The organism is Mycobacterium sp. RTGN4 (assembly GCF_033804635.1).
Taxonomy (GTDB): Bacteria; Actinomycetota; Actinomycetes; order Mycobacteriales; family Mycobacteriaceae; genus Mycobacterium.
Map to the genome: position 1 here is coordinate 37739 of NZ_JAPZLB010000020.1, position 25836 is coordinate 63574.

The following is a 25836-nucleotide window of genomic DNA, read 5'->3' on the forward strand; positions in this document are numbered from 1 at the left end:
CAACCCGACGCCGCAGAGACAAAACTGGAACACGTTACACTTTTCCAGGTATGCTTCCCGTCCATGGGTGACTCAACGCTGACCACTGACCTTGGCCGTGTCCTCGTCACCGGGGGTTCCGGCTTCGTCGGCGCCAACCTGGTGACCGAGCTACTGGCCCGCGGGCACGACGTCCGCTCGTTCGATCGCGCGCCCTCGCAGCTCCCCGACCATCCACGGCTGCAGACGGTCGTCGGCGACATCACCAACGGCGACGATGTGGAAAAAGCCGTCGTCGACGTCGACACCGTCATCCACACCGCGGCCGTCATCGACCTGATGGGCGGCGGGTCCGTCACCGACGAATACCGGCAGCGCAGCTTCGCCATCAACGTCGAGGGCACCCAGAATCTGGTGCAGGCCGCAAGGGCCGCAGGCGTCAAGCGGTTCGTCTACACGGCGTCCAACAGTGTGGTGATGGGTGGTCAGGTGATCACCAACGGCGACGAAACCCTGCCCTACACAGACCGTTTCAACGATCTCTACACCGAGACCAAAGTCGTCGCCGAGAAGTTCGTGCTCGCCCAGAACGGTGTCGACGGCATGCTGACGTGCTCGATCCGACCCAGCGGCATCTGGGGCCGCGGCGACCAGACCATGTTCCGCAAGGTGTTCGAGAACGTGCTTGCCGGAAACGTCAAGGTGCTGGTGGGCAGCAAGCACAGCAAGCTCGATAACTCGTACGTACACAACCTGATTCACGGTTTCATCCTCGCCGGCGAACATCTGGTACCAGGTGGATCGGCGCCAGGCCAGGCGTACTTCGTCAACGACGGCGACCCCGTCAACATGTTTGAGTTCTCGCGCCCCATCGTCGAAGCGTGTGGCGAGAAGTTGCCAACGTTCCGGGTACCCGGTCGGCTCGTGCTGCTCGTGATGAAGGTCTGGCAGTGGCTGCACTTCCGCCTCGGGCTACCCAAACCGCCCGTCGAACCGCTTGGTGTCGAACGGATCTCGCTGAACAACTACTTCTCGATCGCCAAGGCCAAACGTGACCTCGGCTACGCGCCGCTGTTCACCACGCAGCAGGCGATGGCCGAATGTCTGCCCTACTACACCGATCTGTACGACAGCATGAAGGCCGTCGGGCACACGGCGCCCGCCACCGCCTAGCTGCTACGCCCCCACCAGCGAAAGGGCATGCGCTCGGCGCAGCTTGCCCGACGGCGTCTTCGGGATCACCCCGGGCGCCAACACCACCACGTTGCGCGGCCGAACGTCGACTTCGGCGAACACCTCATGGGCGACTTCACGCTGAATCCGACGTACGTCGGCGCGGTCTTCGAAGGCATTCGACTCCACGGCCACCGCGAACGTCTCCCGCGTCCGTCCCGCGTTCAGCCGTACCGCGACGGCGCAACCCGGCCGGACTCCCGCGACCCGCGCGGCGGCCCGCTCGATGTCGGTGGGATAGATATTGCGCCCGCCCATGATGATGACGTCCTTGACGCGTCCGCAGACCACGATGTGGGCGTGCTCGGTCAGATAGCCGAGGTCGCCGGTGTCATACCAGCCCTGCTCGTCCTGGGCCGAGATGAACCCGGCCTGGGTGGTGTATCCGGGCGACACGGGTTCCCCGCGCACCTGGATCACTCCAACACCCCTGGTCGGTAGCTCGTTGGCGTCCTCGTCGATGACACGTGCCTCAAGTCCGGCCAGCACCGGCCCCAGCGTCGCGAGCCGTCGGACGTTGCCCGTCGTCGCAGGCACGGCGCGGTGCAGGACGGCCAGGATGTCGGCATCCACCTCGTCCACGATGAGCCCACCGCGGCACTCGGAGAACGACACGGCCACCGTGGTCTCAGCCATGCCGTAGGCGGGCAGAATCGCCTCCGGCCGCAGCCCGAAGGGCGCGCCGGCTTCGCACAGCGCCTCCACCACGGCGGGTTCGACTTGCTCGGCGCCAGACAGCGCCCAGCGCAGCGACGACAAGTCGAACTCACCCGGCTGCAACCTTCGCAGTCGCTTGGCCAGTACGGCGTAGGCGAAGTTCGGCGCGGCCGTCATCGTGCCCTTGTACTTGTCGATGAGCTTGACCCACAGCAGGGTGTCGGTGAGGAAGTCCATCGGCGTGACCTTGACCAGTTCGGCGCCGAAGTACATGGGCACGATCAGAAAGCCCGTCATGCCCATGTCGTGGAACAGCGGCAGCCAGCTGACGATGACGTCGGTGTTCAGGTCGTACTCGGCCCCGACGAACATCGCATCGGCGTTGGAGGCCAGATTGCGATGGGTGATCCGAACGGCCTTCGGTGGCCCGGTCGAACCCGAGGTCAGCTGCAGCAACGCGACGTCGTCCTCGCCGGCGTCGATCGGGTCGATGGGGTCGGAGTCCAACAGGTCGGCGACGACGAGCACGGTGACGCCCTGCTCGGCAAGCACCGGGGCCGCGGCCATGAACGGTTCGGACACGATGACCGTGGCCGCCCCGAGCGTGGCGACCACCCGGACGGTCTCCGCCGCCCACAGGACGAGATCGGTCCGCGGGGTGGGCTGATGCAACATCGTGAGGCTGGCGCCGCGCATCCAGACGGCCTGCGCGGTGGGCGCGATCTCGACGGGGGCCCCCGCGAGCACCGCCACCGCATCGCCGTGCCCAACCCCCGCAGCAGCGAGTCCGCCGGCGATTCTGCGGGCCCGTTGGTGCACTTCACCCCAGGTCTGGCGGATGGGCTCATGGGGTTCGCCAGTGACCAAGCCCCTGGTGCTCGTACTGGCATTTGCGTACATCACGTCGCAAAATTTGCTCATCGAAGACCCTTTCCAGTCTTGCCGACGCCGCCTTGGGTATCGGTCACGGCTCCCAAGGGTCTGGGGGAACCTTGACGCGCATTCAAGCGTGTCACCGCGCCGGCTGCCCGGCAGTGGTCGTGAAGTGCTCGAGCAAGTGTCGCAGCACGAACGCATTCATGGGCCCCGTCGCCTCGGAAACTGCGGCGAGGACGTTATCCACGACGGCGACGGCACTCTTGGGCGGGATGACGTACAGCACCGCGTCCCGCGCATGCGTACCGATCAGATAGATGGTGTCGCTCGCCACCAACGTGTACGGATCGACCGAAATCGCGTTGCTACCCTTGATGATTCGTGGTGGCGTCGGCGGCCATCTGCTCGGGTCGTACACCACCCGACGCACCTCACCGATGGTCAACCCCAAGATGGACACCAGATCTGGCAGTTGAGCACTCAGGTTGGTGCTCTTGGGCCACCAAGCGCCGTCGACCCCGCCGCGCGCCGTCGATCTGGCGCAAAACGCCAATCGCGGCGCCTTCGTACGTGGAGACGAAACAGGCACCATGGCTGGTGCTCCCGTCCGGTATGCGAGAAATCGCAGACGGTAACCGTTCTGGTTGGCACACGAGATACCTACGATGCCCCTCACCCTAACCCGTATCGACGCCGACCCACGGTTACCCGGGTAACGACTCGGCAGCAACATCGCATGGCGCTTGTCACCTACGAGGTGCCGCCATCCCGTATTGGTAAGGCGCTAGGCACAATTGGCCGTCACGGGCTGTGCCAAACCCCCCACCGGGGAAGTTCCAAGTATTAACGTCGACGTGTCGCCGAACGAAGGAGTCGCCATGCCGAACGGTAAGCCGAACATTCTCGTCATCTGGGGTGACGACATCGGCATCAGCAACCTCAGCTGCTACAGCGACGGCATGATGGGCTACCGCACGCCCAACATCGACCGCATTGCCAGCGAAGGCATGCGCTTCACTGACTCCTACGGTGAGCAAAGCTGCACGGCCGGCCGCGCAGCCTTTATCAGTGGACAAAGCGTCTATCGCACCGGAATGAGCAAGGTCGGCGTACCCGGTGTCGATATCGGCTGGGCCGCCGAGGACCCGACCATCGCGGAAATGCTCAAGCCGCTCGGCTACGCCACCGGACAATTCGGCAAGAACCACTTTGGCGACCTAAACAAATACCTACCGACGGTGCACGGCTTCGATGAGTTCTACGGGAACCTCTACCACCTCAACGCCGAAGAGGAGCCGGAGAACGTCGACTACCCGCACAAGGACCAGTTCCCCCGACTGCACGACCTCGCGCTGCCGCGCGGAGTGATGGACTGCAAGGCCCTTGCCGAGGACTCGACCGAACCCGACGATCCGAAGTTCGGACCCGTCGGGAAGCAGACCATCGAGGACACCGGCCCGCTGAGCGCGAAGCGCATGGAGACCATCGACGACGACATCGCCAACCGCACCGTCGACTTCCTCAAGCGTCAGCACGCGGCTGACACGCCATTCTTCGTGTGGTGCAACTTCACCCACATGCACCTCTACACACACGTGAAGCCGGAGAGCCGCGGCCAAGCGGGGCTGTGGCAGTCGGAGTACCACGACGCGATGATCGACCACGACAAGAACGTGGGCACCGTGCTCGACGCGCTCGATGAACTCGGAATCGCAGACGACACCATCGTCATCTACTCCACGGACAACGGCCCCCACCGCAACTCGTGGCCGGACGCCGGGACGACGCCGTTCCGCAGCGAGAAGAACACGAACTGGGAAGGCGCCTACCGGGTGCCTGAGTTGATTCGTTGGCCCGGAAAGATCGCGGCGGGCAGCGTTTCCAACGACATCATTCAGCACCACGACTGGCTGCCGACGCTGGTCGCCGCCGCTGGCGATCCCGACGTCAGCGACAAGCTCAAGAAGGGTTACAAGGTCGGCGATGTCGAATACAAAGTCCACATCGACGGGTTCAACCTGCTGCCCTATCTGATGGGCGAGGTCGAGCACAGCCCGCGGCGCGGCTTCTTCTACTTCAACGACGACGCCGAACTGGTCGCGTTGCGCTTCGAGAACTGGAAGATCGTGTTCGCCGAGCAGCGCTGCCAGGGCACGTTGCGCATCTGGGCCGAACCGTTCACGCCGCTGCGGGTGCCCAAGTTATTCAACCTGCGCACCGACCCGTTCGAGTACGCCGACATCACGTCGAACACCTACTACGAGTGGTTCTTGCGACGGGACTTCTTCGCGATCTACGCGACCGCAATGGCCTCGGCGTTCCTCGACACGTTCAAGGAATTCCCGCCCCGTCACGAGCCGGCAAGCTTCAGCATCGATCAGATCGTCAAGAAGCTCCAAGAATTCCTGGCGGCTGATTGATGCTGGAGTTGTGGAACGACGGCGCTGGAGCCTCTGCGAAGGCGGCGATCATCGACTTCGTGGGCCGCGTCACCACCGAAGGCCCGGATTTCGTTGCGCCAGAAGCCCGAATCGCAGTTTTTGATAACGACGGCACGCTGTGGTGCGAGAAGCCGATGTACATCCAGCTCGACTTCTTGGTGCGCCGGTTCAAGGAGCAGGCCGAAGCGGATCCGGCGTTGCGCGAGCAACAGCCGTACCAGGCCGCGTACACCGGCGACCTGAAGTGGTTGGGCGACGCGGTGACCAAGCACTATCAAGGTGATGATGCTGATCTGAAACCGCTTCTCGCAGCAATACTTACGGCGTACCACGAGCTGACGGTCGAGGAGCACGCCAGCCGGGTCAATGCGTTCTTCGCCGACGCTCGACACCCCACGCTGAATCGCCCCTACACCGCGTGTGGATACGCCCCGATGGTCGAATTGCTGCGATATCTCGAGGCCAACGGCTTCACCAACTACATCGTCTCCGGCGGCGGACGGGACTTCATGCGCCCAATCACCGGGCCCCTGTACGGCGTACCCCCCGAGCGAGTGGTGGGAAGCTCGGTGGGCCTCGTGTACCGCGACGGGCAGATCTACACGACGGACAAGCCGGAGTTCCTCGACGACGGGCCGATCAAGCCGGTACGGCTGTGGAGCCGGATCGGGCGGCGGCCAATCCTCGCAGCGGGCAATTCCAACGGCGACATCGAGATGCTGGAGTTCACCGACGGCCTACGGCTGCTGGTCCTGCACGACGACGCCGCGCGCGAATTCGACTACGTCGCAGGGGCGGAGAAGTCGCTGGAGGAAGCCAAGGCCAAGAGTTGGACCGTGGTGAGCATGCGCGACGACTGGACGACCGTCTTTGCGTAGCGCCACTGCGGGCATGGTCTGGATCCCGCCGCAAACCACGCTGCTCGGCAGCGATGCGCATTACGTCGAGGAAGGCCCGACCCGCGAGGTCACCGTCGACGGCTTCTGGATGCAACCTCATCAGGTGACCAACGCCCAGTTCACCGAATTCGTCGACGCCACGGGCTACCTCACCGTCGCCGAACGCCAGCTCAACCCCGCGGACTACCCCGACGCACCTAGGGAGAATCTGCAACCCGGATCGATGGTGTTCCACCGCACGCCGGGACCCGTCGACCTGCGTCACCTCAACCAGTGGTGGACGTGGACACTGGGCTCCTGCTGGAACCATCCGCGTGGGCCGCGGTCCTCGCTCCGCGGACGGGACGACCATCCCGTCGTCCACATTGCGTTCGAAGATGCTGCGGCATATGCCAATTGGGCCGAGCTCGAGTTGCCGACCGAAGCACAGTGGGAGGTCGCGGCCCGCGGCGGGCTACGGGCCGCCGCCTATGTCTGGGGCGACGAACCCGAGCGAGCAGACCAGCGGCTCGCCAACTATTGGCACGGCGAGTTCCCGTATCTACCCGACACCGGATACGGCCAGGCCAGCCCGGTCGGCAGTTTTCCCGCCAACAATTACGGGCTGTCCGACATGGCGGGCAACGTCTGGGAGTGGACCACCGACTGGTGGGCCGACGATCGGGCGATCGAATCATGCTGCGCCGCCGACAGTTATGACCCGAATCAACCGCAGTTCCACATCGGCCGCAAGGTCATCAAGGGTGGCTCGTTCCTATGCGCCGATAGCTACTGCCTGCGCTACCGCCCGGCGGCCCGGCGTCCACAGATGGTCGACACCGGAATGAGCCACATCGGGTTCCGCTGCATCAAGCGATGAGTTTCGGGCGCCTGGCCCCACAAAAGCAGTCGCAGACCGGAGATTCCTGACAGGATCGATCACTGTGGCCATGGAGCAGAAGTTTACCGCGACGCAGAAGCGTGCACTCGCCGTCGCCACCGTCATCGCGCTTGCCTTCGGCGCGTACTTCCTTCGTGACTACTTCATCCTCATCGTGGTGGCCGCGGTCGGCGCCTACTTGTTCAATCCACTCTTCGATCGGCTCCAAAAGCGGTTCAGCAAGGGCCTTTCCGTCGCGTTGACATTGCTCGCCGCGCTCGCCGCCGTGATCATCCCGATCAGCCTTGTGGTGCTGCTGGCCGTGGTGCAGATCAGCGCCATGATCCGCAGCGTGTCGGACTGGATATCGCACACCGACCTGAGTTCGCTCGGCGATCGTGGGCTGAAACTCGTCAACGACCTCATAGACAAGGTGCCGTTCCTGCACGGGGTCGACGTGACTCAGCAGGGGCTACAAGAACGGATGAGCACGTTCGCCCAGAAGGGCGGCGAGTACCTGTTGCACTTCCTGCAGGGCACGGCCGGCGGGCTGTTCGGCGCAATTACCGGGGGGATCCTGTTCCTCTACGTGTTCATCTCGCTGCTCAACAACCGCGAACGCGTGCAGACGCTGATCCGTCAGCTCAACCCGCTCGGCGAGGATGCGACCGACCTGTACCTGGAGAAGATGGGCGCGATGGTCCGCGGCACCGTGCGCGGACAGTTCGTCATCGCGTTGGCCCAAGGCTTCGCGGGTGCCGCTTCGATCTACGTGGCCGGATTCCACGAAGGTTTCTTTGCCTTCGCCATCCTCTTGAGCGCACTCTCAGTGATCCCGCTGGGCGGAGGGATCGTGAGCATCCCGTTCGGCATCGGCATGATCTTGGTGGGCAACGTGTTCGGAGGCGTCTTCGTCATCGCATGGCACCTCATCGTGGTGACCAACATCGACAACTTCCTGCGCCCAATCCTCGTTCCCCGAGCGGCGCGGCTGGACTCCGCGCTGATGCTGCTGGCGGTCTTCGCGGGCATCAGCATGTTCGGCTTCTGGGGCATCGTCATCGGCCCGGTGCTGATGATCGTCATCGTCACCACCGTCAGCGTCTATCTCCTTGTCTACAAAGGAGTTCCACTCGACGACCCAGCTGACGACGAGCCCAAGAAACCGGGCAGGTTGCGGGTGCTGCTCGCCAAGGTTCGCGGAGCAAAGCCCGAACCCGCGCCTGCTAAGCCTTCAGCCGCTCCGTGAGGAACGCCACCACCCGCTTGCGCGCCTCGTAGGCAGGATGGCCCTCCACTTCTCGGACCTCCAGAGTCAGCACCGAGTGCGCCATCCGGCCGAAACCGTGTTCATTGCCTGGCTTCGAGTTGAGTTCTATGACCTCGAACGCGTCGCCAAGCCGGCTCTTGAGCGTCGCGAAGCGCTCGCTCGGAACCATCCGATCCTCGCTGAAGCGCAGGCCGATCGCGCACAAGCCCTCCTCCGCGACGCGCCGCTCGACGACCTGCAGTTCTGCCTCGGACAGCCCGGGATCGCGCTTCTGCTTCGCCGTCAGCCCGATGGGCAACGACGGCTGGCTCAGTACCGGGGCCAACACGCTGTCGTCCACGGCCGCGGCAAGCGCGAAGCCTCCGCTCCAGCACTCCCCGATCACCCCGACGCCCTTCCCCGGCGTGCGTTCGTTGAGGTCACGCGCCAGCGCACGCAGGTAATGCGCGACGGGCCGATCCGCGTTCGTCGCGAACGCCGCGAATTCCTTTGTCACACAACCCCGTATCATCACGGGGACCGCGCCCGGGCGGACTCCCGGCGCACCTGGGGTGCCGTAGAGCGACGGAGCTGCGACGGTGAATCCGTTGTCCACCAGATGATTACCGAGCGCAAGCACACCCGGATGCAGTCCGGGCATCTCGGGAATCAGCACCACTCCGGGACCTTCGCCCTTGCGGTACACGTCGTGGGTATACCCCGCGGCGGTGAACGGCGAGGCCGTCCAGCCGGTCAGATCGGCTTCCGGAGCCGCCCCGGCCGCGACATCAGACTTACGTTCCGGCATCGACACTCCTACCTGACGGGCAAGGGCGGCTGCGTCTGCGTCGCCGCCGCAAGCGTACGGTACTCGTCGGTACCCGCGGCGCCGGTTATCGCGATTTGCGCCTGTCCGACGGCTGCCGGAAGCCGGGTGGTCCACACCGGGTAGCGGTGCTCGCCCGCGGGATCGCCGCCTTCGTAGACGATCCACCTCACTCCGTCGACGTCCCGCGCACCCGTTGGCACCAAGCTGGTGTCGAGCGACTGCACCAGCTTCTCCTCGTCAGCGTTGCTTTGGGTCAGGCCGAGGAACATTCCCGTCGGTGCGAGGTAGCCCACCCGCGTCATCACCGCGCGCGCCGGCTGCCCAGCCGCGTCGGTTCGCCCACCTTCGATGCTGCCGCGCCCGCCCGAGTTGGCGTGCCAGCCGTCGGGCAGCTTGGGCACCCGGATGGGGAACTTCAGCGCATCGGCGTCGGCTTGCAGTGCAGCGGGCGCGTCGTACTGCGGCGCAGGCCCCTGACCAGGCCCGCTCGGCGCAAACGAGCACATGCCGAGCATCCCTGCAAGCACGACGCAGGCCACCACCAGGGGCGCCATCGACCAGAACATGTCGCGGCCGTCCTGGAGCAGCCGCGACTTCGCGGCTCTCGGCACCGGAACGACTTGCTCGGTGTGCTCACGTCCTTGGGTCGGCTGCGGTGGGACGGTCACGGTTGCCAGTATCCCAGGTCCCAAAGTCGGAACCGCTAATGGGAGAATCCACGGCATGACGCCGCGACGCGAAGCCCCGGACCGCAACCTGGCCCTCGAGTTGGTGCGCGTCACCGAAGCGGGCGCAATGGCAGCAGGCCGTTGGGTCGGCCGAGGCGACAAGGAGGGCGGCGACGGCGCGGCGGTGGACGCCATGCGCGAACTCGTCAACTCCGTCTCCATGCGCGGGGTAGTGGTCATCGGCGAGGGCGAGAAGGACAACGCGCCCATGCTCTACAACGGCGAAGCGGTCGGAAACGGCGACGGCCCGGACTGCGACTTCGCTGTCGACCCGGTGGACGGCACCACACTGATGAGCAAGGGCATGCCCAACGCCATCTCGGTGCTCGCCGTGGCCGAACGCGGCGCGATGTTCGACCCGTCGGCGGTGTTCTACATGAACAAGATCGCAGTCGGTCCTGACGCCGTCGACGTCATCGACATCACCGCACCGATCGGCGAGAACATCCGCCGGGTCGCCAAGGTCCGCAATTCCTCGGTCGCCGACATCACGGTGTGCGTGTTGGACCGGCCGAGGCACATCCAACTCATGGAGGACGTGCGGGAGGCCGGTGCACGCATCCGATTGATTTCCGACGGCGACGTGGCGGGCGCCATCGCGGCGTGCCGCCCCGGTTCCGGTACCGACATGTTGGCAGGCATCGGCGGCACTCCAGAGGGCATCATCACCGCCGCGGCGATCCGATGTATGGGCGGCGCCATCCAGGCCGTGCTGGCCCCCACCGACGACGCCGAGCGGCAGAAGGCCATCGATGCCGGCCACGACCTCGACCGAGTGCTGACGACCGAGGACCTGGTGTCCGGGGAGAACGTCTTCTTCTCGGCAACCGGAGTCACCGACGGTGACCTGCTTCAGGGCGTCCGCTACTTCGGTGGCGGCTGCACCACCCAATCGATTGTGATGCGTAGCAAGTCCGGCACCGTCCGAATGATCGAGGCCTACCACCGGCTGTCGAAGCTGAACGAGTACTCCGCAGTCGACTTCACCGGCGACAAGACCGCCGCGTATCCCCTTCCTTAGCAGTCTCTTTCGCACAATATCCGCATCACCTCAACCAAACCAACGAACAGGGAGCAGATGGCCGCCGACAGCGCAGTCGAAGGTGAGTACCGAATCGAGCACGACACCATGGGCGAGGTTCGGGTGCCCAAGAACGCGCTGTGGCGCGCCCAGACCCAACGTGCGGTGGAGAACTTCCCGATCTCATTCCGGCCGTTGGAGCGCACCCAGATCCGCGCGCTCGGTCTGCTGAAGGGCGCTTGCGCGCAGGTGAACAAGGACCTGGGCTTGCTCGCTGCGGAAAAGGCGGACGCCATCATCGCGGCGGCAGGCGAGATCGCCGACGGTCTGCACGACGACCAGTTCCCCATCGACGTCTTCCAGACGGGGTCGGGCACCAGCTCGAACATGAACGCCAACGAGGTGATCGCGTCCATCGCCGGGGCCAACGGCGTCAACGTGCATCCGAACGACGACGTGAACATGTCGCAGAGCTCCAACGACACCTTCCCGACCGCCACGCACATCGCGGCGACGGAAGCCGCTGTGCGCCACCTGATTCCCGCGCTTGAGGTGTTGCACGAGTCGCTGGGGAACAAGGCGCGGCAGTGGCGCACGGTGGTCAAGTCCGGCCGCACGCACCTGATGGACGCGGTGCCCGTCACGCTCGGTCAGGAGTTCGGCGGGTACGCCCGTCAGATCGAGGCAGGCATCGAACGGGTGAAGGCGACGCTGCCCAGGCTCGGCGAACTGGCCATCGGCGGAACGGCTGTCGGCACCGGACTCAATGCGCCCGACGGGTTTGGCGCGAAGGTGGTCCTGGTGCTGGTCGAAGAAACCGGAATCGCCGAATTGCGTACGGCGACCAACTCGTTCGAGGCGCAAGCCGCCCGCGACGGGCTCGTCGAGGCGTCCGGTGCACTCAAGACCATCGCGGTGTCGCTGACCAAGATCGCCAACGACGTCCGCTGGATGGGGTCGGGCCCGTTGACCGGGTTGGGCGAGCTGCAGCTGCCAGATCTTCAGCCGGGCAGTTCAATCATGCCGGGCAAGGTGAATCCCGTGCTGCCGGAGGCTGTTACGCAGGTCGCGGCTCAGGTCATCGGCAACGACGCCGCGGTCACCGTCGGCGGGCTGTCCGGGGCCTTCGAACTGAACGTCTACATCCCGATGATGGCGCGCAACGTGCTCGAGTCGTTCACACTGCTGGCCAACGTGTCGAAGTTGTTCGCGGCCAAGTGCATCGACGGACTGATCGCCAACGAGGCACACCTCCGCGACCTGGCCGAGTCGTCGCCGTCGATCGTGACGCCGCTCAACTCGGCGATCGGTTACGAGGAGGCCGCCAAGGTCGCCAAGGAAGCGCTCAAGGAGCGCAAGACGATTCGGCAGACCGTCATCGATCGCGGGTTGATCGGCGACAAGCTGTCGGAGGAGGAGCTCGACAAGCGCCTCGACGTCTTGAAGATGGCCAAGGTCAAGGATGGCGACTGACCCTCCCCGCGAGCAGTCGCAAATGTGCGCGACACGCCGGTTGTTCGGGCACACTTGCATCTGCTCGGCGGAGAAGGCGCCGTGACGTTCACGCTCGACGACGAAATTCGGGTTGGTGTGACGCACCTGCTGACCAGCTACCAGTACCTGGCCGACACCGGCAAGGTCGAACGGCTCGCGCAGCTGTTCGCGCCCGACGGGGTGCTGGAGATCGGGGCCGAGAAGTTCGCAGGCCCGGATGAGGTGCTCGGGCTATTCACCCGTACCAGTGGGCAATTCGTCGACGCCGACTTCCTGCCGGCGCGCCATCACCTGAGCTCGATCTATGTCGAACCCCAGCCCGACGGCAGCGCGAAGACGTACGCGTGCTTCCAGTTCATCGGCACCCGGGGGCTCGACCACTGGGGCACCTACCGGGACGTCGCCGTCGCAGGCGAGGACGACAGCTGGCGATTTAAGCACCGCCGGGTGATCACGGAGGGGTTTGCGCCGGGGTCGCGGCTGGCTCCGCCGCCAACCACCTGATCCCCGGCCAAGCCGTCAGGCTGTGCACTACCAGGCTGAGCGTCACGACCACCGCAACCACTTGCCCGATCAGGGGCGCCTGCTCGAGCTCACCCCGCTGCACCATCAGCACGCCGAGCACCAATGTCCCGATGCCGCGCGGCCCGAACCAGCCGATGAAAAGCCTGCTGCGGGTGGGCATCTCACTGCGTAGCAGTGCTACGCCCACGGCTACGATGCGCACGGCGAACAGCGCCACCACGGCGAAGACCACCACGCGCCAGGTTGCATCGCGCCAGCCGACGATGACCGCGTAGCTACCGAACATCGCGAACACCATCAACTCCAGGAGCTGACCGGCCGCGTCGGATACCTGCGTGTCCGGCCGAACATCGCAGCGCTTGGCAACGAACGCGAAGGCGAGGCCACCGGCGAACGCGGCGACGAAGCCGCTGCCATGCAGCCCCTCACCCACTTGGAAGCAGACCAATGCGACGGCGAGGGTGGCAAGTTGCGCCCACGTCCCGCTCATCCACTCCCGCTTCTTGGACCGCGCGATCACCAGGCCGCCGAGCGCGCCGATAGCGAGTCCCATGCCGACCGACACCACCTCGGTGCGCACCAGGAATAAGGTCCAGCGGCCGGTATCGGGCTCGGCCTGCTCGGAGGCCAACGCCAGTGCCGCGAGCATGGCTGCCAGCGCGAATCCGTCGTAGAAGCCGCTCTCGGTCGACATGGCGTGGCGGACCTGCTCGGGGATGCGCTTGTCCTCGAGTAGGGCGTCGATGAGCGCCACCTCGGTGGGGGCCACGATGGCGGCCAGGCAGACCGCCTCCCACAGCGGCATGATCGGCAGGACCAGCACTGCAGTCAACGTGCCCAGCGCCAGCGCCAGCGGGATGCCGATTACCAGCAGCCGGAACGTGACCTCGCGCCGGCGCACCACCGTCGACAGATCTAGTTCAGCCGCCTGGTTGAACAGGATCACCGTCAGTGCCAACTGCGCGACGACGGTGAAGCTCTCGGCGTCCGTACCCACGTCGATGATCCCGAAACCGTACGGCCCCAACGCCATTCCGAACAGCACGAAGATCAGGGCAGGCGCAAGGTACCAGCGTTTGACCAGACCGGACACCACGGCATAGCACAACACCAGAATCGTTAGGACGAACGCGGTGTTGGAGTGCATCGCGCCGTCAGGCGCCGTTGTTCACGCCGCCGGAGTTCGCCCCCGGAATGTCGGTGATCGGGATGTTCGGCATCGGCGCGGGCGACGGCGTGTTCGGCAGCGACGGGATCTCGCCCGGCGGGATGTCAACGAGTCCGTTGACAGGTGGGCCGTTGTCGCGGCTGCCATAACTAGTGCCCGGCTCGCGCGGTCCGACCATCTGCGACACCGTCACCATGTGGTAGCCGTTGGCCTTCAGCACAGGGATGAACTGTTCGATCAGATCGACTGTCGACGAATAGGTGTCGTGGAAAAGCACCACCGAGTTGGGCTTGATCTGCGACATGAGCATGTACCGGGTCGCGTTGGTATTGGCGTCGTTGGCCCAGTCGAAGGGGATGACGTCCCAGTTGATGTCAGCCAGCCCTTGCTTCATCGCCTCCGCCAGGACCGCGTCGTTGACCAGCCCGCCCGCGGTGCGCACCAGCTTCGGTCGCTGGCCGGTCGCCGCCTCGATGGCATCGCCGGCCTTGCTGAACTGCGCGGGGATGTCCTCGGGCGGGATGGCCGTCATGTTGGGGTGCTCCCAAGTGTGCTGGCCCAATTCCATGCCGGCGTCGACGACGCGCTTAGCCCCTTCGGGATTGGCCGCCACCTTGTTGCCGATCTCGAAGAACGTCGCCTTGGCGTCGTTGTCCTTGAGGATCTTCAGCAGCCGATCGGTGTAGGGGCTGGGCCCGTCGTCAAACGTCAGCGCGATGCACTTGTATTTCGAGCAGTCGACCTCGTCGGCCTTGGCCACACGCCCCGTCCAGCTGCCGATCACAACGATGGCCACGCCCGCGCACACACCGATGACGGTGCGCCAGTAGGCCCAAGCCAGCGTGTCAGGGCGTTTGCGCACGCAGGCAGCCTACCGACTTGCGATTTGTGCATGTTGGGAAGCGGTCGGCGCGACCCAGCGTGCACGAATCACGGGAGCTCAGGGCAGGGCGCCCGGGCTGAATTCCTCGAGCATCTCGGTGACCAGCGCCGCAATCGGCGAACGCTCACTGCGCAGCAGCGTGATGTGAGCGAACAGCGGATGACCCTTGAGCTTCTCGATGACGGCGGCGACACCGTCGTGGCGACCGACGCGAAGGTTGTCCCGCTGGGCGACGTCGTGCGTGAGCACCACACGCGATCCAGCGCCCAACCGGGACAGCACCGTCAGCAGCACGTTGCGTTCCAACGACTGCGCCTCGTCGACGATGACGAACGAATCGTGCAACGAGCGGCCACGGATGTGCGTGAGGGGCAGCACTTCGAGCATGCCGCGGGATAGCACCTCTTCGAGCACGGCGGGACTGGCGAGGCCTTCCAAGGTGTCGAAGACGGCCTGGGCCCACGGCCCCATCTTCTCGCTCTCGCTGCCGGGCAGATAGCCGAGGTCCTGACCTCCGACGGCGTAGAGCGGACGGAAGACGACGACCTTGCGCTGGGTGCGACGTTCGAGCACGGCCTCGAGACCCGCGCACAGCGCCAGCGCCGACTTGCCAGTACCTGCCTTGCCGCCGAGCGAGACGATGCCGACCGACTCGTCGAGCAGCAGATCGAGTGCGACCCGCTGCTCGGCGGATCGCCCGCGCAGACCGAACACTTCGCGATCCCCGCGGACCAGTTGCACCTTCTTCTCCGCGTTGACGCGACCCAGTGCGTGAGAGTTGCCGCCCAACAGCCGAATACCCGTGTGGCAGGGCATGTCCCGCGCTTCGGCGAAGTCGATCTCGCCGTCCTCGTACAGCCGGTCGATCTCCGCTGCCGACAACTCGAGCTCGTCCATTCCGGTCCAGCCGGACGTGACCACGTCCTGCGCGTGGTATTCGTCGGCGACCAAGCCGACCGCACCGGCCTTGACCCGCAACGGAATGTCCTTGCTTACCAGCGTCACCCGCTTGCCCTCGGCAGCGAGGTTGGCCGCGCAGGTGAGGATGCGCGCATCATTGGTGTCGGTACGGAACCCTGCGGGCAAGACTGTGGGATCGCTGTGATTGAGCTCGACCTGCAACGTACCGCCCTGGGTACCAACGGGAATGGGCTCATCCAGGCGTCCATGCTCGATCCGGAGATCGTCGAGCATCCGCAAGGCTTGGCGGGCGAACCATCCGAGTTCGTGATGGTGTCGTTTCGCCTCCAACTCGCTGATGACCACCAATGGAACGATGACTTCGTGTTCGGCGAACCGGGTGCATGCCCAGGGATCGGACAGCAGCACGGAGGTGTCGAGCACATAGGTCCGAACGGACGAATTAGTCACGTGGCGCTCCTAGGCCCGTGCGGCACCGCACGAACTCCCTCGGCGGAATACCGCGGTACCAGGACCGGGGCCGGCCCCTCTTCGTCGAAACGACGGGTACCGCCCGGATAGCAGAGCATGTCGGCCATCGAAACCGACGCTACCCTCGCCGCGGCGGGTGCGCTGTCCGGCGCGCCGTGACCGGAATGTGACTACTGGATGACGAACTGGCGCAGGGCTGATTCGTCAGCCAGCCCCCACGCCGAGATCCGGTCGGAGATCACCTTCTTCAGCGCTGCGTCATCGAAGATGCCCGCAGCGGCGACCGCGGCCAGCTTGTCCTTGTACGCGTCGATGTCGCCGCCGACGGGCTCGATCTGGGCGGCTCGTTTGGCGATCGCCGCGACGGCCTCGTCGCGCTGGGTCGACACGCAGTGCGCGACGAGGTTGGAGAAGAACTCCTCGTGCCGCTCCTCGTCCTTGGCGATCCGACCGACCAGCGCCTTGAGCGTGGGCTCGTCGATCTGCGCTTCGAGATTGCGACAGAACACTGCGTGCGCACGCTCGAACATGGCCATGAACGCCAGCGTCTCGAGTTGGCTGTAGCTGTCGGCGCGGTAGCCCTTCATCACGTGCTCGACGCGGACGTCCTCGTTGGCAGCGGGATCGATCTCGCGCGTGACCACCAGGTAGTTGCGCAACGCCACCGCGTGTAGGTGCTCTTCGGCGGTCCAGCGGCCCAGCCAGCGGCCCCACTTGTCCTCGAGGATGAAGTGCTCGACGAGTTCGCGGTGATATCCGGCGAGGTTGTCCTTGGTGATCAGCAGGATCTCGAGCGCGTCGGTGACGGGTCTCGGCAACGTCATCTGCGACGGATCCCAGTCCTTGCCGCCGAGGAAGGCGAAGTTCTCGCCCTTGTCGAACGGCACGTAGTCGTGGGCGTACCAAAGCTGCTCGGACTGCAGGTGGCGGTCCAGGTTCTGCGCGACGACCGGCTCGAGTTCGAGCGTCAGCGCATTGGCTACCGGCTTTTCGGTCATAAAAGTAACTGTAACCCGAAGACACATGTTTCTCGAAATCCGGTGTCGCGTGTCGGGCCGGGTCAATGATTGACGATCGCGGCCAGCTCTTCGAGCACCACCTCGGAGAGCTCGTGGAAGGAGCGCTGCTCGCCATCGGCAATCCAGTGGATGAACGCGACGCCGAACACCATGACGGCCGCCCTGGCCGCGACGTCGGCCGTCAGGTCATCGACACCCCTGGCCCGAAACGCGTCGGCAAGCCGGCCGCCGAGGCTGGTGAGCTTGTGCGCCTCCCGCTCCTGCAGCGCAGGGTTCTTGTCGATGACCGATTGCCGGGTACGCGAGTGCGGCCGACGCTCGTCGGGGAAGTAGGCCGACGCGGACCGCAGCACGCTGACGACGAGTTCCATCGGCGATGCCCCCGACGGCGCCTCGTCGACGCCGGCGAGGAATGCGTCGGTGAGCAGCTGCTGTCCGTGAAACAGCACCTCTCGCTTGTCGCTGAAGTGGCGGAAGAACGTGCGTTCGGTGAGGCCGACGGCATGGGCGATCTCCGTGGCCGTCGTCTGCTCATAGCCACGGGCCGCAAACAGTTCGAGTGCGGCCTGTTGCAGCCGCTCCGGCGCACCGGGTTGCCACCGCACCATGCGACGAGTGTAGTGATGACAGGGACTGACTTCGCGAGTATGGTCATGTCAGTAACTGACTTCACTACTTTGGGAGCTCACCTCATGCACGTTTTCGTCACCGGAGCCTCGGGCTGGATCGGCACCGCCGTCGTCGACGATCTACTCGCCTCCGGTCACCAGGTCACCGGACTCGCCCGTTCGGACGCATCGGCCGAGGCCCTGGAGGCCAAGGGGGTGCGGGTGCTGCGCGGCGACCTCGACGACCTCGACGCCATTCGCACCGGCGTGGAAGGCACCGAGGGCACCATCCACCTCGCGAACAAACACGACTGGTCGAACATGGCCGCCTCCAACGCCGCCGAACGGGCAGCGGTGCAGACCATCGGCGACACACTCGTCGGCACCAACCGACCGTTTCTGCTCGCGTCGGGGGTGGCTGGGCTCGCCAATGGCCAACTCGCCACCGAGGACGACGCCTCGCCGTTCCACGGACCCGATTCGATGCGCGGCGGCAGCGAGAACCTCGCGTTGGAGTTCGCCGACCGCGGCGTCAGGTCGATCAGCCTGCGCTTCGCCCCGACCGTGCACGGCACCCGCGACCACGGCTTCATCGCCGTGCTGAGCCAAATCGCCCGCGACAAGGGCGTGGCCGGCTATCCGGGCGACGGCAGCAACCGCTGGCCCGCCGTGCACGTCGCCGACGCCGCCCGCATGACCGTCCTTGGCCTCGAGCAGGCACCCGCAGGCACCCGCCTGCACGCCGTCGCCGAGGAAGGCGTGCCCACCCGCGCGATCGCGGAGGCGATCGGCCGGGCGTTCGACCTGCCCGTCGCCTCCATTCCGGCCGACCAGGTCATCGAGCACTTCGGCTGGATCGGAGGGTTCTTCGGGGCGGACGCCGCGACGAGCAGCGCCGCGACGCGGGAACTCCTGGGCTGGACGCCCGCCGGCCCGACCCTCGTCGACGACATCGACGCGGGCGCCTACGCCGTCTGAGCTAGAGCGTCAGGCCGGGGTACAACGGGTTGGCGTTCAAGAGTTCGGCCGCTGCTGCGTGCACACGCTCGGCGGTTCCGTCGGCCAGCGTGTACTTGGCCTTCGATGAGCCTTGGGGCTCGGTGTTCTTCAGCACCTCGACGACGAGCTCGGCCACCCGGTCGAAGTCGTCGGGACCGAAGCCGCGCGTCGTCAACGCAGGCGTGCCGAACCGGATGCCACTGGAGTACCAGGCCCCGTTGGGGTCGTTCGGGATCGAGTTGCGGTTGGTGACGACGCCGGCGTCCAGCAGTGCGGACTCAGCCTGGCGGCCCGTCACGCCGAAGGACTGGACGTCGAGCAGCACGATGTGGTTGTCGGTGCCACCGGTGACGAGCCGGGCCCCACGCTTGAGGAAGCCTTCGGCCAGCGCCTTGGCATTGTCGGCGACGCGCTGGGCGTAGTCGCGGAACGCGGGCTGCCGCGCCTCCGCCAGAGCCACGGCCTTCGCGGCCATCACATGGGACAGCGGGCCACCAAGCACCATCGGGCAGCCCTTGTCGACGGCCGCGGAGTACTCCTCGGTGGCCAGCACCAGGCCGCCACGCGGGCCGCGCAGCGACTTGTGCGTCGTGGTCGTCGTGACATGGGCGTGCGGCACCGGGTCCTCGTCGCCGGTGAACACCTTGCCCGCGACCAGGCCGGCGAAGTGCGCCATGTCGACCATCAACGTGGCACCGACCTCGTCGGCGATCTCGCGCATCTTGGCGAAGTTCACCCGGCGCGGATAGGCCGAATAGCCGGCCACCAGAACAAGCGGCTTGAACTCGCGTACGGCCGCGGCGACGGCCGCGTAGTCGAGCAGCCCGGTCTCCGGATCGGTGCCGTAGCTGCCGTGGTGGAACATCTTGCCCGAGATATTGGGCCGGAATCCGTGCGTCAGGTGGCCGCCGGTGTCCAGGGACATGCCCATTAGCCGCTGATTTCCGAGCTTGTGGCGCAGCTTCTCCCAATCGGCCTCCGACAGGTCGTTGACGTTCTTGGCGCCGAGCTCAGCCAGCTCGGGAGCCTCGACGCGGGTGGCCAGGATCGCCCAGTAGGCGACGAGGTTCGCGTCGATGCCGGAGTGCGGCTGCGCGTAGGCGTACGGCGCACCGAACAGTTCGCGGGCGTGCTCTGCGGCCAGCGCTTCGACGGTGTCGACGTTCTGGCAGGCGGCGTAGAAACGGTGCCCGATGGTGCCCTCGGCGTATTTGTCCGAGAACCAGGTGCCCATGGTCAGCAGCACGGCCGGCGACGCGTAGTTCTCGCTGGCGATCAGCTTGAGCGAATCACGCTGATCGGCAAGCTCTTTGCGCGTGGCGGCGGCGATCCGAGGTTCGACGGACTCGATGACCTGCAGCGCGGCCTGGTACGCGGCGCTGGCGGTGTGGGCGTATTCGGCGCCAGGAGCGGCAGAGGACGTCACGGTGGAGTCTGCGGTCATGCCTCCAGGGTAATCGCGTCGTCACGGCCGGTTGCCGAAGGCACCCAGCTAGATCGCACCCGGCCCGCCGAAATCAGGCCCGCAGGCTCGAAGGGATCAGCGGCTCGTCGAGCAACCGGCCGAATCGCTCCGTCAGCGTCACCTCCGCCGGTCGCGCGTCCAGCCAACCGCGCAACAACCGGTAGCCCTCCACGTAGGTGCTGGTGTACGCGCGCCACAGCGGCGACGAAAGGAATCGCAGCGACTGACGGGCGCGGGCCTCCGTGGTCAGCAACCAGCGCTGCAAGAACGCGGCGACGTCGTCGACGTCGCAGTGTTCGTCGTGCAGCATCAGGGCCGCATCCTGACGCACGTCGGCCAACGTTGCGGAGGCTTCCGAGATGGCCTGTGCACGTTCGCCGTCGAAGCGCAGCCCGAGGTCGGCGTAGATCTCGGACGCCCACGCTCCCCATTCGGGTCCGATCGCGGCGTGCAGCGCCAGGTCGGCAAGCCCCTCGGCCATCAGGCACTGCGGGGTGTTGACGAGGAAGATCGTCTGCTCGGACTGGCCGTCGCGCGCGACGAGACCCGCTTCCTTTCGGCAGTGTTCGGTGTGGTGGCCCGGGTAGGACTCGTGGGCAACCAGTCGCGGGAGGTTCGACATCTGCTGCTTGAGGTCGGCGTTGACGGCGACGGTCGAGCGGTAGTCACCCTGGTAGTAGTTGAAGCCCGACCACGGCTTGTCCGAGACGATCTCGTAGACGATGGTCTCGGCTTCCGGCAGCGGGTACTCCGCGCGGACGCGATCGCGCAAGGCGCTGGAGAACGCGTGGATGCACTCCTCGAGGCGCTCTGGCGGAATCTCCTCACTCGTCCGGTGAGTTTGTAGCCGATCGGACAGTGCGCCGCTTCCGCTCAGCGCTACGTCGAGCTTGCGGTGCGCCTCGCGATACTTCTCGGGATCGCCCTTGACGATGTCGACGTCGAAGTACTCCCGGACCTCCTCGACGAAGCCGACGTCCTCGCCTGCGAACTTGCGGCCGGCACACGCCAGTGCCTTCAGATGGGCGGCGAGGTAGTCGCCGCGTTGCGCTTCGAGCCCCTCGGCCTGCGGAACCGCAGCGAGCAGTCGTTGGGCCTGACGAGCGAGGTCTGCCGGGTCCGGAGTCGGCTCGGACTCGACGGTGCGGCGCAACTCGGGGTCGCCAGTGAACGAGTCGACGTAACCCTCCTCGACCCGGTCGAACCTGAGTCCGAGCAAGAGGTACTCACGAATCAGAGTGGTCGCGTCCATGGCTTTAGACATACCCGAGTCCATGTCCACAACCGTAAGTGCAACACTGGGCGCATGGCGCGGACGAGCGAGCCGAGTCCATACGTCGAGTTCGACCGCAGCCAGTGGCGCTCGTTGCGAATGTCGACTCCATTGAAGCTCACCGAGCGTGAACTGCTCGGACTACGAGGCCTCGGCGAACAGGTCGACCTGCTCGAGGTCGAAGAGGTCTACCTGCCGCTGGCCCGGCTCATCCACCTTCAGGTCGCTGCGCGGCAACGCCTCTTCGCGACGACGGCGGAGTTCCTCGGCGAGCCGGTGCAGAATCCCGACCGCCCGGTGCCGTTCGTGATCGGCGTCGCCGGAAGTGTCGCCGTCGGCAAGTCCACCACGGCCCGCGTGCTCCAGGCGCTACTCGCCCGCTGGGAGCACCACCCGCGGGTCGACCTGGTCACCACCGACGGATTCCTATACCCGAATGCCGAACTGTCCCGGCGAAACATCATGCACCGCAAGGGTTTTCCCGACAGCTACGACCGGCGCGCGCTCATGCGATTCGTCACCGCGGTGAAGTCCGGCGCCGACTACGTGTGCGCCCCCGTCTACTCCCACCTGCTCTACGACATCGTGCCTGGCGAGAAGACCGTGCTCCGCCATCCGGACATCCTGATCCTCGAGGGCCTGAACGTGTTGCAGACCGGACCCGCGCTGATGGTCTCGGATCTCTTCGACTTCTCCGTCTACGTCGACGCACGCATCGAGGACATCGAGGGTTGGTACGTGTCGCGCTTCCTCGCGATGCGCGCGGGCGCCTTCGCAGATCCGCAGTCGCACTTCCACCACTACTCCACGCTGACCGACGAGCAGGCCGTCTTCGCCGCCCGGGACATCTGGCATTCCATCAACCGCCCCAACCTGATCGAGAACATTCTCCCGACCAGGCCGAGGGCGACGTTGGTGCTACGCAAGGACGCCGACCACGCGATCAACAGGCTTCGCTTGCGCAAGCTCTAACCCGTGATGGGTTAGGCCCGCTTCAGCCGGCGCAATCCCTGGTACTGAAGTTCGGCCATCACCAGCGTGAAGACGCCACTGCCCAAAGTCAGCACGATGCCCGTGGTGGTCAGCGGCATGACACCCGCGAGCACGAAGACCACCGCAAGCGCGGTATAGACGAGGTTGCCGACAACCAGGATCATGCCCAACCTGCGAACGCGCTGCTTCAGCGACAGGCCGTACACCGCGACGCCGTAGGCGATGAAGAAGGCGCCGATCGAATACTCGAATGCTGTTGTGGTGCCGGACAGCTCGGCCATTCGAGGCGCGAGCGGGATTCCCACGATGCCCATGAGTCCGCTGAGCACGGCGTCGAGGCGAATCGCGAACCGTAGGAACGAGTCCTTTGCGGCGGTGGCGGGAGCGGTGATGGCGGTCATGAATCTTTCCTTCCTGGTTGGGTTTTCGAGCGACTACGTAGGCCGGTGCGCGCCGCACACCCGTAACCTCTTGCGGGCGGGCGGCCACGCACCGGTTCGGAGGGAGTCACGCCAGCCGGCGCACTCCGTAGTACTGGGCGGCGGCACACCCGAGCGTGGCCGCGACGGTCGCGAGCATCATGGCCACGCCCGCCCCGCTGAGCGGCAGCAGCCCCAGCACGAGGACCGCGACGGCGACGACCGCGAAGACCACGTTCGCCACCACGACGCCCACGCCGATCTTGCGGATGGCCGGCGCGGCTGCGAGCCCGTACAGCGCAACGCCATAGAAGACCAGCGCGGCGCCTGCGATCCATTCGGATACCGAAGAAAGCCCGGAGAGCCGGGACAGCGGATCGGCCGCGAAGGCAATGAGCAAACCGGTGCCCGCGCACAACGTCGCGTCGGTGCGCATCGCAAAGCGCAGCAGGGAATCCGAACTGTCGGACAGCGGTCGGGTGGTGATGGTGGCGGTCATCTGGATCTCCTCAGCGTTGAGGTGACTTTCGGGACACCTCGAACACTGCTAGGAAGCCGCTGCCAGCTCGACACAGAACGCTGCCAATTACTGCCAGCCGCAGGTCACGCGGGTCAAGACGACGCAGGCACCGGAGTCCCGCGCAGATCGGCTGCGATGACGCGCGCTGCCGCGTTCTGCCAGTTGTGTAGGGAGCGCTGCGGCACTTCGGTGACGAACCACTGCCACGCCTGGCGAGCGACCGGATCAAGCCCGGCGGCGGTGGCGTTCTGCGCGTAGGCCCGCACACCGACGACGTACGGGAAGTACAGCGAGTTGTAGTACCGCCACTGTTCGGTGGTGCCGAAGTCACCGCCGTCGCGGGGCTTGAGCGCGGCGATCCGGTCGGCCAGTAGCGCCTTGAGTTCGTTGGCGCGCTCGAGCGGTTGATCGGGTGCGTCGCGCGAGGCTAGCCGCGCGTCGATGGCCGGCAGCGTCGTGAGCGGGCTGGCGACCAGTTTCGACAGATCGCCATAGTGGCCGAGTGCCCGACGGGTGAGCCGCACGAACGTCTCGTCGCTGACGTCGTCGAGCGGGTTGTCCGAGCGCAGCGGCAGCGCTGCCTCGGCGTCACGCAGCGCGGCGCGGCCGGCCCGCAGATCCGGAGACTTCGAGAACGCCAGCCGGTCGAGCACCACCGCCAGCGGATCTGCCAGCACGTTGATCGCGATTGCGATGCCAATGCTGGTGAACAGCAACACGGTCAACGCGGTGCGCTCGGTGGTCACCGCCATCCCGATCAGCGCCTGTCCGCCGAAGAGTGCCGCGACGACGACGGTTCCGATGAACGACCGCCGCATGTCGGCACGCAGCGCCTGCCCTTCGTCGAACGCATCCCACAGCGCCACCGCAACGCCGAGCAGCAGCACGTCGCAGCCCGTCGACGCCAACGCCAGCCAACTGGGCACCAAGCCCAGCGGTACCACCAGAATCGCGTTGCCCAGCGCGAAGAACAACGTGGCGACGACGGCCACGCCGAGCGCCCGGCGCGGTCTGCTCTGCCGTCGCACCGCGACGATCATCGCCCCAAGTGTGGACACCGAGATCGCGCCGAACATCACCCAATGTCCAAGCCGCAGCGGGCCGTTCACGCCACCGGCGAGCGTCGCCCCGACGACGGCCAGCACCGCGACACCCGCGACCGCCACCATGTCACCGACGCGGCTGCGCCACGTGTCGCTGGAACGGGACAGTTCGAGTAGGACCGCGCACCATGCCACCCCCGGCACGACGACCAGATACACCTCGAGTTGGCTCAGCAGGGCGGAATGAGATCCATGGGTCACCCGCACCGCGTCCAACGCGACGACGAGGGCGAAGCTCGTCAGTCCGAGCGCGGCCAGCACCAGCACGGGCTTGCGGGGGTCACGCGCCAACAGATAGAGCCCGAGCCACCAGCTCAGGCCGAACACCACTGCGGACATCGCAGCCACGTGTTCAGTTTGTCATGTCGCGCTAATCCCCCGGTCGCTTCGCTCCTGCCCGCCGCTACTGACCGTAGCGACGATGCCTCAGCGTGTAGTCGCGCAACGCGCGTAGGAAGTCGACGCGCCGGAAGGCCGGCCAATGCGCCTCGGTGAACCACATCTCCGAATAGGCGCTCTGCCACAGCAGGAATCCGGACAGCCGCTGCTCCCCCGACGTCCTGATGACGAGGTCGGGATCCGGCTGCCCCGAGGTGTAGAGGTTCTCAGAGATCGCGTCGACGGTGACGGCCTCGACCAGCTGCTCGGCCGTCGCACCGTTGGCGAGTTCCTTGCTCAACAGCGCGCGCACGGCGTCGGCGATCTCCTGGCGCCCGCCGTAACCGACGGCCACGTTGACGTGGAACGAGCCTGCGGCCGCGCCGTTGGTCGAGTCGACGGCGTCGCGCAGCCGGCGAGCAGGCTCCTCGCCGAGCAGTTCGAGATCGCCGACGGTACGCACGCTCCATTGGTTGGCAGGCGCGCAGATCTCTTCGACGACGTCGGTGATGATCTCTATCAGCGAGGCCAGCTCGGTCGGGTCGCGTTGCAGGTTCTCGGTCGACAGCAGATACACAGTTGCCATCTCGACGCCGATTTCCTGGCACCAGCGCAGCATCTCCGCGATCTTGGCGGCGCCGACGCGGTATCCGTAGTTGACGTCGTCGTGGCCTGCGTCACGGGCCCATCGGCGGTTGCCGTCGCACAGCACTGCGATGTGGCGCGGGAGTTGCGCTTTGGACTGCGCCAGCTCCTGACGCAACCGCATCTCGTACAGCCGGTAGGCCGGCTCCTTGAGGCGCGGGGGAATGATCTCCACAACAAA

General features: G+C 65.9%; 25 protein-coding genes. 10 read left to right on the forward strand and 15 right to left on the reverse strand.

Annotated features, from left to right (window positions below):
* Positions 1-63: 63 nt before the first annotated feature.
* Positions 64-1152 (forward strand): NAD-dependent epimerase/dehydratase family protein, encoded by a 1089-nt coding sequence (locus tag SLQ30_RS30115; protein WP_319450609.1) that lies wholly within the window; start codon positions 64-66, stop codon positions 1150-1152.
* Between the two features lie 3 nt (positions 1153-1155).
* Here SLQ30_RS30115 and SLQ30_RS30120 read toward each other — a convergent pair whose 3' ends face one another.
* Both SLQ30_RS30120 and SLQ30_RS30125 read right to left on the reverse strand, forming a co-directional pair.
* Positions 1156-2790: a fatty acyl-AMP ligase gene (locus SLQ30_RS30120; RefSeq protein ID WP_319450610.1), complete on the reverse strand. Its 1635-nt coding sequence runs from the start codon at positions 2788-2790 to the stop codon at positions 1156-1158.
* Positions 2791-2881: 91 nt separating this feature from the next.
* Positions 2882-3298 carry a DUF5994 family protein gene (locus tag SLQ30_RS30125; protein WP_319450611.1) on the reverse strand — a complete coding sequence of 139 codons (417 nt, stop codon included), beginning with the start codon at positions 3296-3298 and terminating at the stop codon, positions 2882-2884.
* 325 nt (positions 3299-3623) lie between these two features.
* Here SLQ30_RS30125 and SLQ30_RS30130 point away from each other — a divergent pair, with 325 nt between their 5' ends.
* From SLQ30_RS30130 to SLQ30_RS30145, 4 genes are all read left to right on the forward strand, one after another.
* The gene (locus SLQ30_RS30130; RefSeq protein ID WP_319450612.1) at positions 3624-5165 is read left to right on the forward strand and encodes an arylsulfatase; all 1542 of its coding nucleotides are present in this window, start codon (positions 3624-3626) and stop codon (positions 5163-5165) included.
* A complete protein-coding gene (locus tag SLQ30_RS30135; RefSeq protein ID WP_319450613.1) occupies positions 5165-6064 on the forward strand; it encodes an HAD family hydrolase in 900 nt (299 codons plus the stop codon). Before SLQ30_RS30130 ends, SLQ30_RS30135 begins: the two co-directional genes overlap by 1 nt.
* 13 nt (positions 6065-6077) lie before the next feature.
* Positions 6078-6944, forward strand: coding sequence for a formylglycine-generating enzyme family protein (locus SLQ30_RS30140; RefSeq protein WP_319450614.1), 867 nt, complete (start codon positions 6078-6080; stop codon positions 6942-6944).
* A gap of 70 nt (positions 6945-7014) precedes the next feature.
* Positions 7015-8193: an AI-2E family transporter gene (locus tag SLQ30_RS30145; RefSeq protein WP_319450615.1), complete on the forward strand. Its 1179-nt coding sequence runs from the start codon at positions 7015-7017 to the stop codon at positions 8191-8193.
* Here SLQ30_RS30145 and SLQ30_RS30150 read toward each other — a convergent pair.
* Together SLQ30_RS30150 and SLQ30_RS30155 are read right to left on the reverse strand one after the other, a co-directional pair.
* Positions 8171-9001, reverse strand: a complete 831-nt coding sequence (locus tag SLQ30_RS30150; protein WP_319450616.1) for a dienelactone hydrolase family protein — start codon at positions 8999-9001, stop codon at positions 8171-8173. The genes SLQ30_RS30145 and SLQ30_RS30150 overlap by 23 nt on opposite strands.
* An 8-nt stretch (positions 9002-9009) precedes the next feature.
* Positions 9010-9690 carry a DUF4245 domain-containing protein gene (locus SLQ30_RS30155; RefSeq protein ID WP_319450617.1) on the reverse strand — a complete coding sequence of 227 codons (681 nt, stop codon included), beginning with the start codon at positions 9688-9690 and terminating at the stop codon, positions 9010-9012.
* A 55-nt stretch (positions 9691-9745) separates the two neighbouring features.
* Between SLQ30_RS30155 and glpX the strand changes: the two genes are divergently transcribed.
* Genes glpX through SLQ30_RS30170 form a run of 3 tightly spaced genes read left to right on the forward strand, consistent with a single transcriptional unit; the run spans position 9746 to position 12769 of the window.
* Positions 9746-10771 carry a class II fructose-bisphosphatase gene (gene glpX, locus SLQ30_RS30160; RefSeq protein ID WP_319450618.1) on the forward strand — a complete coding sequence of 342 codons (1026 nt, stop codon included), beginning with the start codon at positions 9746-9748 and terminating at the stop codon, positions 10769-10771.
* Between the two features lie 57 nt (positions 10772-10828).
* Positions 10829-12244 (forward strand): class II fumarate hydratase, encoded by a 1416-nt coding sequence (locus SLQ30_RS30165; protein WP_319450619.1) that lies wholly within the window; start codon positions 10829-10831, stop codon positions 12242-12244.
* Positions 12245-12268: 24 nt separating this feature from the next.
* Positions 12269-12769 carry a nuclear transport factor 2 family protein gene (locus SLQ30_RS30170; protein ID WP_319458349.1) on the forward strand — a complete coding sequence of 167 codons (501 nt, stop codon included), beginning with the start codon at positions 12269-12271 and terminating at the stop codon, positions 12767-12769.
* On the opposite strand, the gene SLQ30_RS30175 is transcribed toward SLQ30_RS30170, so the two are convergent.
* The 5 genes from SLQ30_RS30175 to SLQ30_RS30195 form a co-directional block, all read right to left on the reverse strand.
* Positions 12717-13937 carry a cation:proton antiporter gene (locus tag SLQ30_RS30175; protein ID WP_319450621.1) on the reverse strand — a complete coding sequence of 407 codons (1221 nt, stop codon included), beginning with the start codon at positions 13935-13937 and terminating at the stop codon, positions 12717-12719. The two genes, SLQ30_RS30170 and SLQ30_RS30175, sit on opposite strands and share 53 nt — an antisense overlap.
* 7 nt (positions 13938-13944) lie before the next feature.
* The gene (locus tag SLQ30_RS30180; RefSeq protein WP_319450622.1) at positions 13945-14820 is read right to left on the reverse strand and encodes a polysaccharide deacetylase family protein; all 876 of its coding nucleotides are present in this window, start codon (positions 14818-14820) and stop codon (positions 13945-13947) included.
* Between the two features lie 78 nt (positions 14821-14898).
* The gene (locus SLQ30_RS30185) at positions 14899-16212 is read right to left on the reverse strand and encodes a PhoH family protein (protein WP_319450623.1); all 1314 of its coding nucleotides are present in this window, start codon (positions 16210-16212) and stop codon (positions 14899-14901) included.
* A 191-nt stretch (positions 16213-16403) separates the two neighbouring features.
* Entirely contained in the window at positions 16404-17231 is an 828-nt protein-coding gene (locus tag SLQ30_RS30190) for an acyl-ACP desaturase (protein ID WP_319450624.1), read from the reverse strand.
* Between the two features lie 62 nt (positions 17232-17293).
* Positions 17294-17860 (reverse strand): helix-turn-helix domain-containing protein, encoded by a 567-nt coding sequence (locus tag SLQ30_RS30195; RefSeq protein WP_319450625.1) that lies wholly within the window; start codon positions 17858-17860, stop codon positions 17294-17296.
* 84 nt (positions 17861-17944) lie between these two features.
* Here SLQ30_RS30195 and SLQ30_RS30200 point away from each other — a divergent pair, with 84 nt between their 5' ends.
* Positions 17945-18838, forward strand: a complete 894-nt coding sequence (locus SLQ30_RS30200) for an SDR family oxidoreductase (RefSeq protein WP_319450626.1) — start codon at positions 17945-17947, stop codon at positions 18836-18838.
* Position 18839: 1 nt separating this feature from the next.
* Here the strand turns inward: SLQ30_RS30200 and SLQ30_RS30205 are convergent, their stop codons facing one another.
* Both SLQ30_RS30205 and SLQ30_RS30210 read right to left on the reverse strand, forming a co-directional pair.
* On the reverse strand, positions 18840-20303 hold the full coding sequence (locus tag SLQ30_RS30205) for a glycine hydroxymethyltransferase (protein WP_319450627.1): 1464 nt from the start codon (positions 20301-20303) through the stop codon (positions 18840-18842).
* A gap of 73 nt (positions 20304-20376) precedes the next feature.
* A complete protein-coding gene (locus SLQ30_RS30210) occupies positions 20377-21576 on the reverse strand; it encodes a DUF885 domain-containing protein (RefSeq protein ID WP_319450677.1) in 1200 nt (399 codons plus the stop codon).
* A gap of 54 nt (positions 21577-21630) precedes the next feature.
* Between SLQ30_RS30210 and coaA the strand changes: the two genes are divergently transcribed.
* A complete protein-coding gene (coaA, locus tag SLQ30_RS30215; protein WP_319450628.1) occupies positions 21631-22569 on the forward strand; it encodes a type I pantothenate kinase in 939 nt (312 codons plus the stop codon).
* A gap of 11 nt (positions 22570-22580) precedes the next feature.
* Here the strand turns inward: coaA and SLQ30_RS30220 are convergent, their stop codons facing one another.
* The 4 genes from SLQ30_RS30220 to SLQ30_RS30235 form a co-directional block, all read right to left on the reverse strand.
* The gene (locus tag SLQ30_RS30220) at positions 22581-22991 is read right to left on the reverse strand and encodes a hypothetical protein (RefSeq protein ID WP_319450629.1); all 411 of its coding nucleotides are present in this window, start codon (positions 22989-22991) and stop codon (positions 22581-22583) included.
* A 106-nt stretch (positions 22992-23097) separates the two neighbouring features.
* Entirely contained in the window at positions 23098-23508 is a 411-nt protein-coding gene (locus SLQ30_RS30225) for a hypothetical protein (RefSeq protein WP_319450630.1), read from the reverse strand.
* 113 nt (positions 23509-23621) lie between these two features.
* Entirely contained in the window at positions 23622-24980 is a 1359-nt protein-coding gene (locus tag SLQ30_RS30230) for a hypothetical protein (RefSeq protein ID WP_319450631.1), read from the reverse strand.
* Positions 24981-25035: 55 nt separating this feature from the next.
* A complete protein-coding gene (locus SLQ30_RS30235; RefSeq protein ID WP_319450632.1) occupies positions 25036-25830 on the reverse strand; it encodes a (2Z,6E)-farnesyl diphosphate synthase in 795 nt (264 codons plus the stop codon).
* Between the last annotated feature and the right edge of the window lie 6 nt (positions 25831-25836).